This window comes from Microbacterium sp. A94, from assembly GCF_051842855.1.
Lineage (GTDB): Bacteria > Actinomycetota > Actinomycetes > Actinomycetales > Microbacteriaceae > Microbacterium.
In genome coordinates this window covers 175,812-191,526 of record NZ_JBPXMU010000006.1, presented here as the reverse complement: position 1 = coordinate 191,526, position 15,715 = coordinate 175,812, and the positions used below count along the sequence as shown (strand labels likewise).

The following is a 15,715-nucleotide window of genomic DNA, read 5'->3' as shown; positions in this document are numbered from 1 at the left end:
GCTGCTGTTCTGCCATCTGCGGCCTAGGACCCTGCATCCGTCTCCGGGGAGATGACGCCGCCTATGCACTGCCATGATGGTGATCCGGTGAACACGCATAGTGCACCACCGGAATGTGGAACCTGTCTATTCTGCCATGCCGGATTTCACTTACGCAAACCCGGGCGTGTCGCGCTCCCCCGCCGCGTCATTCCGCGCCACCCACGCCCTCACTTTCCGCCCACGCCCCGCGCTATTTGCGCATCTATCCCAGGGCCTCGGCGACGCCCCCGGGCCTCGACGCAGAACACCGCCCCAGGCACCTCCCAGAAAATCGGTAGGGCGAGGCATCCCCATGCCTCGCCCTACTTTGGGGAGCGTGCTCAGCGCGAGGGGGCGCGCCGAACACGAGGACCCGGGCGTGAAGGGACGCCCGGGGCCTCGTCGAAGGCGCGACGGATGAACCGCCGCGCGGGCGGGACGAAGCACGGGCGCCGGATAGGCGCACAGTGCACGATGATCCCCAAATCGATTTCCCCAGTATTCAGCACGACCCCAGTCGTGCAGTGCAGTTCGTCAGACCCCTCCGACGAACCCGGCCGCAAGATCCCCAGGCGGCTGAGTTCAGCCTAGACGCAAGACGGGGTGGATGCGAGTATTTCGCATCCACCCCGTCTCACTATTGCGTTACGCCTCGATGCGGCGGCGACGCCAGTGCAGCAGCAGGAACACGATGCCTGCGCCGAACAGCAGCGCCACGACGAGCCACAGTGTTCCGGCCATTCCCAGACCGGTAGCCGGCAGCAGCTTCACGAACTCGTTCGTGATCTCGACCTCGACGGCGCCTGCGGCCGTGACATCAGCCGCTGTTCCGGCGGTGACGACTCCGGCGACGGCGATGGTCGTCTTGACTGCTCCTCCGGCATCCGTCTCGACGATGCGGCAGTCCGCACCCTCGGGCAGGTCGCCGAACACGGCAGTGTAGCCGCCTTCGACGCGCAGCTCGCGCACCGTGCCACCGGGGATCTCGATCTGTGCACCGTCCACGGTGCACTGCAGCTCGACGAGGAACACACCGTGTGCCCCTTCGACATCCAGGTCACCGGTCACGGTCTTGGTCACCGTGATGGCGGCGACGTCGAAGGTGTTGGTGGCGGTGACGGCGGCGCCGGAGTCGGCACCGATCACGACGGTGCCGTCGCTCGGATCGAGCACGGTGCTGGTGGCTCCGCCGGCTTCGGTCTCCTCGACGATGCAAGAGGTGTTCGTCGGGTACGGCCCGAACGAGCGGCTGTCCCCACCGGCGAGTGAGAACGATGCATCCAGCAGCGTGTCCCCCTCGTAGGTGCATACGGCGGTGAAGTCGAAGGAGCCCTGCCCGTACAGGTTGGCGCCTTCCCCGTCGATGATCTTCGAGACGGTGAGCACACCGGCGTCGTAACCGTTGGTGAATTCGATCGCGGATGCTTCGACGCCCACAGCAACTACGGCACTGCCGTCGCCGTTGTCGGTGACGTTGTCGCCGGTCACGACGATGCTCGAGGCGTTGCTGCCCACCTCAGTGACGAGGCAGTCGGCGCGGGCCGGGATCGTGTTCTCGGGAACGGTGAAGGTTCCGTCGGACTCGAGGGTGAACTCGAGCGAGGTCCCGTCTGCCCCGAACGTGACCGGGATGCCGGTTGCGCTCGTGCAGGTGAGGGTGAAGTCGAACGGTCCGAACTCGCCCTCAGCATCGGTCGAGACGCGCTTGGTGATCGACAGACCGGAGAACGCGTAGTCGTTGATGACCTCGGCGGTCTGCTCGGCGGGCATCTCCTCGTCCGCGTCGACCACGGCACTGGCTGCGAGGACGGTCGTCGAGGCGGGGCGACTGGTTTCGCCGAAGTCTCCGACGGCGCCCTGCTCGGTGACATCACACACGGCACCGGTGGGGATGCCGCCGATGCGCTGCGTGTAGTCGTTCGCGGCGTGGAGCACGGCGACGCGGTTCGCGCCGAGCGGTACACCCACTCCGCCGACCGTGCAGACCACGTCGACGAGGAACTCCCCTGCCGCGTAGTCGGTCGCTTCCCCGGTGATGGTCTTGCCGACCTCGATCGAGGTCAGTGCGAAGGTGTTCGTCGCGGTCACCGTCGCCGAAGCGGATGCCCCGGCAACGAGTTCGACGATTCCATCGGTCGGTTCAAGCACGGTCGTGGTGGCGCCTGCGGCCTCGGTCTCCTCGACGGCGCACTCGGTGCCGGCGGGATAGGTGCCGAAGGTGCGCTGCGCGTTGGCGTCGAGAACGAAGATCTCATCCAACAGCGTCTGGCCACGGTAGGTGCAGACCGCGCTGAACTCGAAGGGGCCTGCTCCCCAGAGCTCGGCACCGGCACCGTCGACCACCTTCGCGACGGTGAGCACACCGGCATCGAAGCTGTTCGTGTACTCGATGGATGCTTCGGTCGTTCCGACCTCGACGCGAGCGGTGCCGTCACCGAGGTCGGTGACGTTGTCGCCGACGATGACGATGTCATCTGCTGCTGCGCTGTCGACCTCAGAGATGAGGCAGGTCGCGTAGGCGGGGATGGTGCCCTCGGGAGCGGTGAACTCCGCGTCGGCTTCCAGCGTGAAGGCCAGCTCGGTCACGTCACCGTCGAACGTCACCGGGATGCCGGTGCGGCTCGTGCAGGTGAGGGTGAAGTCGAACGGACCGAACGTCACATCAGCATCCGTCGCGACGCGCTTGGTGACCGACAGACCGGCGAAGGTGTAGTCGTTCGTCAGCGTCGCCGTCTGCTCGGCGGGAACGCCTTCATCGATTGCCACCACGGTGGCCGCGTCGATGATCGACGGCGATCCGGTGCGCCCGGTCTCGCCGTACTCGCCGATGGCGCCCTGTTCGGTCACGTCACAGGACGCGCCGTGCGGGATGCCGTCGATGCGCTGGGTGAACCCGTTCGCCGAGTTGAGTTCGACGACCGCGTTCTCGCCGAGGGCGACAGTGATGCCGCGCACCGAGCAGACTACGTCGACGAGGAACTCGTCGGCGGCGTAGGCTGCCGCGGCTCCCGTGATCGCCTTCGTGACCTCGATGGAGGTGAGGTCGAAGGTGTTGGTCGCCGTGACGGCGGCCGCGGCATCCGGTTCGTCGCTGATCACGACGATGCCGTCTGCCGGGTCGATCGCCGTGCTGGTCGCGCCGCCGGTGGCCGTCTCTGCGACGACACAGTTCGTGCCGGTCGGGTAGACGCCGAAGGTGCGGTTCGCGTTCGCGTCGAGGCTGAATGCGACGTCGAGCAGCGTCTGCCCGCGGTAGGTGCACACGGCGGTGAAGTCGAAGGGTCCGGCGCCGTAGAGCGCTGCACCTTCGCCATCGACGACCTTGTTCACCGTGAGCGTGCCGGAGTCGAAGCCGTTGGTGAATTCGACCTCAGCCGGTGTGACGCCGACGAGCACCGAAGCGCTGCCGTCGCCGTTGTCGGTGACGTTGTCGCCCACGACGACGATGCCATCAGCATCCGCACTGTCGACCTCGGTGATCACGCACGTCGCACGCGCCGGGATGAAGTTCTCCGCAGCGGTGAAGGTCTCGCCGTCTTCCAGCGTGAACTCGATAGCTGTCGCACCGTCGGCGAACGTCACCGGAATACCGGTTGCGCTCGTGCAGGTGAGGGTGAAATCGAACGGACCGAACTCGCCCTCGCTCGCGTCGGTGTCGACGGTCTTGGTGACCGACAGGCCCGAGTACGCGTACTCGTTCTCGATGACCGCAATCTGGTCTTCAGGAATGGCACCCTCAGAGTTCTCCAGAGCGACCACGAGGGTCACCGGGGAACCATAACGGGCGGTCTCGCCGAATTCGCCGACGACGCCCTGCTCGGTGACATCGCAGGATGCTCCGAATGGGATGCCGTCGATGCGCTGCGTGTACGCGTTCGCGGAGTTCAGCTCAACCACGGCGTGCTCGCCCAGATCGAGCGTCACCCCCTGGATCGAGCAGACCACGTCGAAGAGGAACTCCTCCGGGGCGTAGCCGGCCGCGTCACCGGTGATCTCCTTCGAGACCTCAATCGATCCGAAGATGAGGTGCACGCCGACGCGAGCCGGAGCGCTCTTCACATAGCTCGAGCTGTCCCGGAAGAGGAACTTTGCGCCGAACTGGTTCCAGGCGAAGGAGTCGGTTCCCGGCACTGCGGCCGAAGCGCCGCTCGGGTTCGCGTCGGAGGCGACGACGTTCGTGGAGCTGTAGGTGACGTCGACAAACTCGCCCGGGTTCAGGTAGCCGGAGGCTGTCGTGCCGAAGTCCAGGTAGATGCGCACACCTGAGACGTTGGCCCAATCGGCGTCGGCGATGGCGCCGGCCGAGACCCAGCCCTCACCGTTCTGCGCACAGGGCTCCTGGTTCTCGAGGTCGCCGTAGGTGCCCACGCAGACGCCCGGTGAGAACGTCACCTGTACGTCGGTGGTGGTGCCTTCCGGTGCCACGAGGTTCAGCGTGTCGAGCATCTGCGGGCGGTAGACCGAGCCGCGCGAGGCACCCGAGAGCAGGTAGCCGTCGCCGGCGACCGGAAGCTGATCGAACAGCACCAGTTCCTGGAGCGGAATCGTGCCGCCGTTCTGCGCGCGCAGCACCCAGTCGTCGGTTCCGCCGATCTGGCTGTTGGCCGCGCACGGCGTGCGGTAGTACGCACCGCCGGTTGCGACGAGGTTCTGCTGGCAGATGGCGTCGGGGTTGTTCGGGTTGATAGCCCCGTCGCGCTCGCCGCGCACGCCCTTGACGACGTACAGGTTCGGGGCGTTCGCCGGCTGCACATACTCGGTCGTGCCGCAGGTGGTTTCGTCGTTTGCCCAGGCGTCGGTGAGAGCGCTGGGGTTTCTGACGTCGGTGCACTGCGTGAGGGTTTCGATGGTCGAAACGGTCATCTCGTTCGTGGCACGCTCGCCGGTGAGTAGTCCTGGCTGCAGTTCGAGCATGATGCGCATGGTGAAGCTCTCACCGGGCAGCATCTGCGCGCCTTCGGCCCACGTGAAGACGAGGTTCTCGTATTCGGTGCCACCGTCGGCGACAGTCTCGATGTCCATGCTCTCCGGTGCCGGGAGCAGTCCGTCGGGGTCGGGCGTGTAGACCGGGTCCTCGCCGAGGTACACGAGGTGCGCCGGCAGCTTGTCGCGCAGCTCGGTGATGGAGAGGTAGCCGGTTCCGGTGTTCGTGAAGATCAGATCCCACGACAGCGGCGCGCCGGGGGTCGCGACACGCGAGGTGCCGTCGTTGACCTGCTTGTGCACGTCGATCTGGAAGGATCCCGGGCCCATCTCGACGAACGCTGCGCTCGCCTTCGCCTGGGATGCTTCACCGTTGAGTCGATCGGCGACGACGATGACTTCGTTGTTCACGGTGTGCTGGTCGGTGAGGTCGATCTCATCGCCGCTGTCGCGGAACGTGTCGCGCAGCTGCACGGTGAATGCAGTGGTCGTGCTCCACGCCGGCGCGGGGAACGCGGTGGAGAAGAACGCGCCATCGGCACGGGAGAACTCCAGGTGGATGCCCTGGATGTCGCCGTACTGCGCGACATCAACGGGAACCGCGGCTTCCGCGATCGGGGTGGGCGCGGACTCTGCCCACGCCATCTCGCCGTCTGCTCCGAACGGTCCGTAGACGGCGACGACCACCTGGTCGGAGCCGCCGGGTGCTGCGATCGCGCCGAGCCCGGTGAAGTCGAAGCTGTTCCAGAACTCGGGTGAGCTCTCGAGGTCGTCGGTCAGCCGCACTTCCTTAGCCGGAAGGGTGCTCACCGGGTTGATGCCCTGGTTCGCACCGATCGTCACGGTGACGGGGTCATGGCGCGTGGGCTCGGTGATCGCCTCGGGAGCGATGGTCTTCGTGGGGCCGACGTTGATGTCGCCACCGGTGAGGACGACGGAGACGTCGTCGTTGGCTCCGGTGCCGGTCCCGTCAGCAAGAATCGGGTCATACGACTGCGCGAAGACGCGGTTGCTCACGTCGACCTTCTCGTTCGCGGGGACGACCTGCGGTACGCCGGTGCTGCGCAGCGTGGTGCGCAGCTGGGTCTCGAGCACGACATTCAGCCCGTTGGCCGCGGTGATCGTGCCGCCCGTGTTTGCCGGGTCCGTTCCCTGGAACGTGACGCTGATGCCGACGACGGATGCCAGATCCTCTGCCGACGCGGCGTTGACAACCGAAGCGGTGGTCGGCGTCGAGGTGTATTCGCCGTTCTCGTAGCGAAGCAGCCACACGGTGGAAGCGGCCAGATCGACCTGTGCCGAAATGTTGGCAGAGATCGTGACGTTCTTGAGGTCGAACCGCTCGAACGGGTTGCCCTGACCGGAGGCGGTCAGCCACTCGACGTCAGCGGTGAATGGGTCTCCCACAGCGCCGGCCACGGTTGCTGCAGTCTGGCAGTCGGCGACCGGGTCACCGTCAACGCAGGTCGCAGGATCGGTCACCCGAACGTACGAAGCCTTCGAGACGGAGTTGTTGTGCGCCTTCAGCGTGAATGTCGTGGTCGGGTAGCTCGCGGCATCCGTGCCTTCCATCGGCACGTACAGCGGGCCGGCATCGCTGACGGTCTTGTTGACGCGGACGCCCGGGCCCGGGTTCGTGATGAGGATGGTGTCGTTGTCGGTGTCACTCACGACCGCACCGCCGTCGTTGGGCGTGCCATCGATGCGGACGGTGTTGTCTACGACACCAGCATCTGCGGTGTTGTAGAGCGCGCCCTCGGTCACCCAGGTGTCGTCGGAGCGCTTCTTGTCGCGAATCTGCCAGCTCAGGTTGAACTGACGCGGCGCACTGCTCGTGGCGACGCCGCTGCCGGGCGCGGGTGCGTAGGGGTCGAGGTTCGGGCCGTTTTCAGCGGCTGCTTCTCGTGCCGGAGTGTTCTCTTCCAGCAGGATGCGCACACCGGTGGCCCCGGCCTGTTGGTCTGCCGTCAGCGCGTAGCCGACGAAGGCGCCGTTCTGGATCCAACCGGCGGCGGGGGCCGGCATAGCGACCCAGGCACCGTCGATGTACAGCTCGACAGCAGTGATGACGTCGTAACGCAGGTACCAGCCGTTCGTGTACGGCTGGTTGCTCGCGTTAATGACGTTGACGCGCGTGAGGTTGAACGAGTCAAAGACGGTTTCGGCCGGGTTCTGCGGAGCGCCGAGTTCGGTCGCCGGGGCGGAGTCGGTGATCACGACTTCCTCATACCCGGTTCCCACACGCCAGCTCAGGGTCGTGCTGCGCGTCTGGCCCGACTGAGCTGCGACGGTCGGCTGATCCCAGTGCTTGTCGATGCCGAGAACACCGGTACCAGCGTGGGTGATGATGGTGGCTTCACCGGTGTCGACGGTTTCATCTTCGAGCGGCGTGCCGCTTTCGGTTTCGCCCGTTCCGGTGGTCGTCGCCGAGTTCTCGTACTTCACCGGTTGATCGGTTCCCGGGGTGGTGTGCTCGGCGGGGTCGGAGCGCAGTTCGTCACGTGCTTCGGAGACCACGTACGGCGTTACCGTCGTGTCTGAGGCGAAGCCGGTCGGGTTGTCGAAGACGAAGCGGATGCCGGTGAGGTCATCGGTCGCGTCGCCAGCCGGCAGCAGCGCCTGGATCTCAGCGTTGTTCAGGGCGACCAGCTGCGGGCCTTCCTCCGCGGGGAAGACCGTGAGGTCGATCCAGGCGCCGTCAGCGTCGCGCACCTGGATGGTGAGGCCGGCTCCGCCGGGCACCTGGGTGGGGGCGATGGCGTCGAGGTTGAAGGCGTCCCAGAAGCCACCGGCTTCGGTCCACGCGTCTTCGACGACGATCTGCGTCGCGGTGATGTAGTCAGACGTGGTCTTCAGGTTCGAGGTCAGTTGTGTGACGACGGTTTCGCCGGGCTGCACTGCTGAGCCCGGGCGGACAGTCTTCGTGAGGGTGACGTCGATCGCGGGCTTGAGCAGATCCAGCGTGGCGGGGTCATCGTTGGTCGCTTCAACGCCGTTCTGCGCGACGACGGTGGTGGTCGCGGTGTTCGTGGTTGTCCGCGACTCGGCACCCTCAGCGATCGCAGCTTCTGCGGTGTCGATCGTGAAGTCGATGGCGGTGTTCGTGCCGGGGGTGATGCCGCCGTCTTCGGCCGTGAACACGATCTCGAAGCCGGAGATGAGCACGCCGGGCAGCGCGGGGATCTCGCCGTCGACGAGAGCGATCTCGATGGGGTCACCACCGTCGAGCGGGTGGTAGATCAGCGTTCCGGCGGTCGCGGCGACCGGCCGGGTCGGGGCGGCGGTAAAGCCGGCGAAGGTGATGTTCTCGTCGAAGTAGTCGAGGTCCGCCACTCGCAGTTCGTTCACACCGACGTCAGAGGTGTTCGTGCCGACGATGCGGGCGGCGGCTGAGTCGCCGGCTGCGATGCGCGACGGACTGATGCTCTTCACCGTTGCCGCGGCGATCTCTGCGGGGATGACTTCATATGACGCATTGGCCGTTGCCGTGACGGGGTCGCGGCCCTCGACCGAAGCGGTTGCCGCTACGACGTTGTCGACGGTCTGCACGGCGACCGACAGGTCTGCGTCAGTTTCGCGCTGGGTTTCGCGCTGGGCCAGGTTGAGTGCAAGGGCGCCTGCGGCACCCTCTTCGATTGCTTCGCCGGTGTAGGTCACGCGGACGCCGCCGACGTCGGCGGGGTTGATGCCATCCGGAAGAGCAATCGCATCAGATGGAGGGCCCGGAACCCACTGCCATGTGCCGTCGGCCTGCTTCAGGTAGAGGTCCAGCTGAACTGCCTGGGCGCCGGCCGGCAGGGTGGTGTCGCCGAAGCCGGTGAGGTCGGTGATGGTGAAGGGGTTGCTGGCGTCGAGGGCGGTGGCTCCGTCGGCCGCAGTCTGCGGTTCCTGAATGGTGAGCTTCTCGACCGGACCGTTGGATGTGTTCGTGACGCTGAGGTCAATCGTCGAGGTGGCGCCGGGGCTGAAGCTCTGCGGCGTCGGCGACCAGGCTTTGCTTGTCGCCACGTCGATGATCTCGGGCGTGATGACGACGATGGTGGCGTTGTCGCTGTCGGGCGACGAGTTGTCTGCGGCGGTGTTGGCCGTGTTCGTGATGCTCTGTTCGCCCGGCTTCAGATCGTCGGGAGTCTGCAGCGTGATGGTGACGCTGAAGGTCACGCCCTCTTCGAGGCCGGCGCCGGCCGGAGAGGTGACCGCGCCGGTGAAGTCGACGTGCAGCGCGGTGTCTGCGGTGAGGGTGTTCGGGTGCGTTGCACTCGGGGTTCCGTCGGTGGTCCACTCGATCTGGCGGGGCACGGCCACGGCACTCGGCGCGTAGGTGACATTCTGCACCGCGTATCCGGCGAGCTCTGCCGGGAGGGCGTCGTCGAGCGTGGCGTTGAGGCAGGATGCCTCGGCGCAGTTCACCGTGATCGTGTAGGTGAAGGGCTGTCCGGGAGACACCTGCGCCGGCTGGACGTTCTTCGTCACCGTGAGGTATTGCGGATCGCCTTCTGCAGCTACTGCCGCTTGCGGGACGAAGACGAGGCCAGCCACTGCCAGCACCACCGTCAGAAGTCCGGCCCAGATCGAACGGATTTTTTGCGTGCGCGCGCGCATATTCAGATGTTCCTCAGATGTCCCGGCTCAACGAGACACCCCAGTGTGACCTCAATAAACACGACGCTTGCCAGATCGGCGTCGCCCCCAACTATTCCCACAATGGCATATACGCGTTGCGGTATCAAAACGCGTGGCGCGAAACGAAGAGGGCGGCGCATCCGAAGATGCGCCGCCCTCTGAAGTCAGATGACTACTCGTTGCCGATCGACTTGTCGGCGCTGTCGCGGATCTCGTCGATCTTGTCGGATGCTCCGGGAGCAACCTTCTTGGCGAAGTCTGCGACTCCGTCGAGAACCTTGTCGCTGACGTCTTCCGCCTGCTCGCTCTTGACGACTTCAGCGATCTTGTCCTTGTTCTGCTCGTACAGGTCTTTGCCCTTGTTGACCAGGTCGTCGATTCCCATGTCGGGTCCTCTCCAAGTGGTTGCAATGCCAGCAGGTTCTGCAGGCATCTTCATTCTGTCTGCCTGCGCGTCAGAGGGGAAGACCTCGAACGGGGATTGATCAGCGGGCCGATGTGCCCGGCGCTACGACGGCGCGCACCGTGCGGAACAGGATGATGATGTCTTGTGTGAGCGACCAGTTCTCGACGTAGTACAGATCGAGACGGATCGTCTCTTCCCACGACAGGGCGGAGCGACCGCTGACCTGCCAGAGCCCACTCATCCCGGGCTTCACGAGCAGCCGGCGGTGGGCGATGTCGTCGTAGAGGGCGACCTCGGAGTCACGCTGCGGGCGGGGGCCAACCAGGCTCATCTCCCCCCGGAACACGTTGATCAGCTGAGGCAGCTCATCGATGGAGTGCCGGCGCAGGAACCGGCCGACCCTCGTGATACGCGGGTCGTCGTTGATCTTGAAAAGCGGTTTGTCGCTGCTGCCCTGCAGATCGAGAAGAGTGTCCAACTGGTCGTCGGCATCCGCGATCATGGAGCGGAACTTACGCATTCCGAAAGTCTTTCCGCCACGGCCGATGCGCTCCTGGCGGTAGAAGATTTTTCCGGGGCCTTCGATGCGAATGGCGATCGCGACGATCAGGAACACCGGCAGGAGAAGCACCAGGAAGAGCGACGAGCCGATGAGGTCGAACATTCGCTTGGTGAAGCGTTGAGCCCCCTCCATGCGCGGGAAGTCGACCTGCACGAGCGGGAGACCCGCGACCGGGGTGTTGTGCAGCCGGGGTCCGGCTATGTCCGTGAGCGCTGGCGCCATGATCAGCTGAATGTCGCGGTCAGAAACGGCGTAACCGAGCCGCCGCATCGTGTCGGGGTCGAGGTCGTCCGAGCCGACGATGATGAGCGCATCGATGTTCGCGTCTTCGAGCGCCGCTTCGGCATGGGCGATGTCGCCGAGCACGTCGATGTCTGGCACACCCGCAGACGGCCCCTTGTTCGTGATGACTCCGACGATCTGATAGCCGCTGCCGTGGGTTCGTCTGATCTGTTTGGCCACGTGCTGGACCTTCGATGGCTCACCGATGAGGACGGCGCGGTGGAGGTACTCCCCCTTCCTCTGGCGGCGGCGCAACCACTGACGCCACATCCATCGCGAAAAGAGCAGCAGCAGCAGCCCGATCGGAAAGACGACGGCAACCAGCATGCGGGAGAGGGACATGCCAAGGAAGAACACGATGGCGACGGTCGCCGCGAACACCACGACCGATGCGTTGATGATGCGGCGGTACTCGTCAGCCCCATGTCCGACGATATGGCGGTCACGGGAGTCAGTCGCGTCAAGCGCGATCAGCCAGAGGATGCCGACGATGACAAGTGCGGCGAGATACGACAGCCGCGGGCCTCCCGGCCAGCTGACGCTCGCGAACAGCCCGGGTATCGCAACGAAAGAAGAGATCACGAGTGTGAGCACAATGACGATCACGTCGCTATAGAACAGCCTGCTCGCATAGCGACGCGGCCACGCTCCACGACGGGCCCGCTGCACCGGCACTCCGCCGGAACCGAGGGTCGCGGCACCGACGTCGGTTTGCTCACGCTCGATCTCGACGACTATGACGGCCACCCCATCCGGTCAGAAACAGTTCCTTGTGCGCGATGAAGCTCGCACAGAACCGGAAGTCATTCTAACCGATTCGATCTCTTTCGCCCGGTCTGTGAGGATCGGTCAGCTGTTGCAGCCGTCAGTGATGCTCGGTTTCGCTCCGTTGATCATCGGGTTCGTCTGAATCTCAAGCGGACCAAAGTCGTTGCCCTCACCGGTGAAAGTCGCCGTAACGCTGACCTCATCTCCCGGGTCGAACCATGCTTCGAATGCGACGACCGGTCGTCCGAGGTCATCGATGTCGCGGTGCATGACAGACACTTCTTCACCGGCGAAAGTGGCATCCGTCAGCGTGGTTCCGGGCGGGCCGTAGATATAGATCCAATCGCGGAATCGCGCCCCGAAGGTCATGCTCTGCACATAGCGCGGCAATGCTTCGGCCTGCTGTTGCGTCAGAGGAAGGGAGAGCGAAGCGTCAACGGTGAACGTTGCGACATCTGCTTCGCACACGGCCGTGGCGGCAGTCGCGGTCTGCGTGAAGTAGTCGATCTTCGAACCGTTGCTGTTGTTGAAATACACACCGACAGTCGTCGATTCGGTGTTGTCCGTGGGCAGGATGCCGCTGGCGCGAGACCCCGCGACCATCTCGGTCACCTGCTCGTCTTCGCTCCAGACGAAGATGTCGCCCGCCTCAGCGCTTTCGGTGAGCGCCCACATCATGTCTTTGATGTCGAACTCCCCCGCTGCGATCTTGCTGAAGATCGCAGCGGCCGCGTCGGCGAAGAAGCCGTCGACCTTCTCCGGCTCGACATAAGAATCCCAGCGACCGTAGATCTGGCTCAGCAGCAGCGAGACCGCCGTGTCTGATTCGAGCACGTCTCCCGAGGCCAGATCGATCGGTCCCGTCGCGACGAGGATGCGTTCGATTGCGAGGGGGTCAACGGAGATGACTCCGGCGATCTCGTCATTCGAGATGTCGCGCTGCCACCACGCGCGCATGATTTGCGCTGCCGTGGGGAAGTCGGGCCGGCTCATGCTCGTATTGACGTGCTCGACGAGGTAACCGGTGTAGAGATCGATAGCGCTCTGCGGAACGTCGACATCGACCGCCACGCCATTCTGATATTTGCCGCTGTCGCCCTGGGCCCCCATCGAGATGACGCCATTGTCGACGTGCACCATGGTCTGCGCCGCCGCACTGCCGCCCAGAGCGAGTGTCTCGGCGTTGTTCTGGAATACCAGCAGGTAGTTTTGTGGCTCGTCTCCGCCGAGCAGTGAAGGCGCAAGTCCCAGTGCTGGCGCTGCGACCTCCATCACCTGGTCGACTTGGTCGACGCCGTCCCGAACCTGCCCGATCAGAAAGCTCGATCCGCTGACCGAGCGGATCTCCTCCGCCAGTCGACCGATGCGTTCGCCATGCTCCTGAGCCACCGAGAGCAGTCTCGTCGTGATCGCGTCGTCTGATGACTCCATCACCGGCAGAGCGACGTCGTTGACAAGAGCGTCGAGCGACTGGGCCGCGAGGCGCACACCTCTCAGGTTGTCTCCGACGACAGGGACCCACTCCATCACCGCCCACACGGGGTCGCTTGCCGCGGCCCCGGCGCTGGCAGCGTTCTCGGAGATCCCTTCCAGCGCTGCGTCTACATCCCCGCCGTTCTGAATCTCATCGACGTACTGCTGACTCGCGGTCAGACCATCCTTCACGGTGATCGCCCGCAGTCCGACCCAGCAGACGGCGAGCAGCAACACGATGATGACGAGAACAACGATCAACCAGACGCGTCGCACCAGGCGTCCGCGCTTTTCTGATTGGGTTTCAACGTCCGTGGTAATAGCGTGCACCGATGAAGTGTACCGAGCCGTTTCCTGAGGTTCCCTGATGATGGATGCGTTTAGTCGGCAGAAGCTTCGACCGGCGATGAGATGAAGACGGGCGATCCGCTCAGCGTGATCGTGACGTTGCCGTCTACCGGTTCGAGGACCTCCGTGTGGCCCGACAGGTGAGTGACGGTCAGAGCACTGTCCGACGGGAACGCGCGCTGCGTCTCGCCACCGGGTGCCCACGCGACCCGTGTCGCATCCGAATCGCTGCCGAACACCTCAACCTGCGTGGTCTCGTCGGACTCGGTGGCTGCGTGTTCCTTGCCCCCGAGCTGCGCGATCATCAGCGCTTGCGCGAATGCACCGGGCTTCGGCGCTCGCGCGACGACGTTGGCGCGGGGTGAGTTCTCGTAAAGTCCGAAGTTGGCCTCGCCTGCGGCCGGGTCAGGCTTGTCGTTCACGAGGTCGTACCAGAAGTACTTCTCGACGCCGTTCGCAAAAGCCAAGGTCTCGTTGCGCACGAGCATCTCGCCCTGCTCCAGAATTCCGACACCGTCGTAGTGAGTGGGGAACCCCATCTCGCTGACCCAGACCGGTCGCGTCTCACCCGTGTGTTCCTGCATGTCGGCGTAGGACTGCTGAACTGTGCCTGCGATCAGGTCGGCGTTTCGATCGATCCATCCCTCGTAGGGGTGGTAGCTGACGACATCGGTGACAGCCATTCCTCCGGCCTGCCAGAAGCCCACGAACCACTCGCTGTCATACAGCGCCGTGGATCCGGTGACGAGCGGGAGATCAGGGTACGCGGCGCTGACGTGGTCACGCGCGGCCTGCGCGATCTCCACGTAGCACGCCGGGGAATGGCCGCATGATGTGCCGTTGTCGCGGTGGTTGTACTCGTTGAGGATCTCGAGTCCGACGACGTCAAAGGTGTCGGCGATGGCCTTCGCATACGCGCCATACGCTTGGATCGCCTCTTCGTTGGACGGCGACCGCTTACTGCCGTAGAGCTCGTTGCCATACGCCACGATGCCGAGCAGCTTCACCCCGTTGACGTGCATCCGAGCGAACTCGCGCACATAGTTGTCTTCCCAGGCGTAGACCCCGCGACTCTTCTCGTTGCGCTCCCAGGTGATGTCATTTCGCACTTCAGCGAAACCGAGAGCGGCGGCCATGGTGCCGGTGCCGACGAACGGTTCCTTCTCCACGTGCGCTCCGACGCCGAAGCGCGAGTCCTGTTCGACGTAGAAGGTGTCGCTGTCGATGACGGCGACGTTCGTGCTCGCTTCGAAGCCGGATGAATCCCGCACAGAGACCGCATAGTGTCCCTGGGGCACGCCTTCAAGAGGAAGTGCGGCCACGGGTCCGCTCACGACAGAGCTGCCGGTGATCGGTTCGCCACCGGAGCTCGACGTCGCCGTCCACGCGACTTCTCCTTCTGCCGCCGACACGGCCAGGACAGCCGACGTGTTCGTGACGATCAGCGAGTCGTTGAGGATGCCTCGCGGCGCCGAGACCTGTTCGAAGGAGCCGTTGCCAATGAGGTTCCCGCCGCCGTCTGCGGAGATCGAGATGTTGTCGATGCCGAACCCACGAACCGCACCAGACAGGACGATGCCGATGGTGCCGTCGCCGACTTCACTCGAGGTGGCGAAGGGAAATTCGACGGTCTGCCATTCGGCGTTCAGCTCAGGAAGTTCGAACTGGTCGCCGCCGGCGGTGAGGCGGATTCCGGAGTCCTGTTCGTACTCGGCGAGCACTCGGACCGACGCGGTGAGGGTGTACTCGGTCGAGGGGACGAGTGCTACTGGCGCGCTCGCGGCCACGATGTCAGCGTCGTCCGCCGGTGCGTCCACTCGCAGAGACACAGCTCCGTCAGCTGCGTTGCCGACCTCCGGCAGAACAGCACCGACCACGGTCCGCTCTGCCAACGTCCAGCCGTCGATACCGGCGCGTGCGACGTTCGTGGCAGGAACTACGACCGGTCGTTCCGGGAATTCGACCTTCGTCCCGACGCGCGGGATCGCTTTCGTCTCGGCTTCTGGTTCGCTCTGGTTCATCACGACGGCAGTAGCCGCGACGCCTCCCCCGACCAGCACGACCGCCGCGCTGACCAGAATGATGATCGTCTTCTTCGTGAATCGCAATGCCATAAGTCGAAAGCCCCCCTGAGCTCGATCAATCGATCCCCACAATACCTACCCGCTGGGCGCGCGCCGACACGAGGAGCACAGAGGCTAGCATCACCCTCCTGAGAGCGAACTTCCTTAGACTCGTCTCCATGCCATCCGAGGATTCATCGCCACGACATCGATGGCTCCTCCCGCAATGGCAAGAAGGGATCGGCC

The 15,715-nt window shown here is 64.7% G+C and carries 5 protein-coding genes; all 5 read right to left on the bottom strand.

Going from position 1 to position 15,715, the window contains the following annotated elements:
- Window positions 1–666: 666 nt before the first annotated feature.
- Window positions 667–9,546: a DUF5979 domain-containing protein gene (locus tag ACSU1L_RS15100; protein ID WP_439256348.1), complete on the bottom strand. Its 8,880-nt coding sequence runs from the start codon at window positions 9,544–9,546 to the stop codon at window positions 667–669.
- Window positions 9,547–9,739: 193 nt separating this feature from the next.
- A complete protein-coding gene (locus ACSU1L_RS15095; protein WP_438255819.1) occupies window positions 9,740–9,952 on the bottom strand; it encodes a hypothetical protein in 213 nt (70 codons plus the stop codon).
- Between the two features lie 100 nt (window positions 9,953–10,052).
- Window positions 10,053–11,564, bottom strand: a complete 1,512-nt coding sequence (locus tag ACSU1L_RS15090) for a sugar transferase (protein ID WP_439256347.1) — start codon at window positions 11,562–11,564, stop codon at window positions 10,053–10,055.
- Window positions 11,565–11,666: 102 nt separating this feature from the next.
- Entirely contained in the window at window positions 11,667–13,388 is a 1,722-nt protein-coding gene (locus tag ACSU1L_RS15085; protein WP_439256346.1) for a DUF4012 domain-containing protein, read from the bottom strand.
- 50 nt (window positions 13,389–13,438) lie between these two features.
- The gene (locus ACSU1L_RS15080; RefSeq protein WP_439256345.1) at window positions 13,439–15,520 is read right to left on the bottom strand and encodes a hypothetical protein; all 2,082 of its coding nucleotides are present in this window, start codon (window positions 15,518–15,520) and stop codon (window positions 13,439–13,441) included.
- Between the last annotated feature and the right edge of the window lie 195 nt (window positions 15,521–15,715).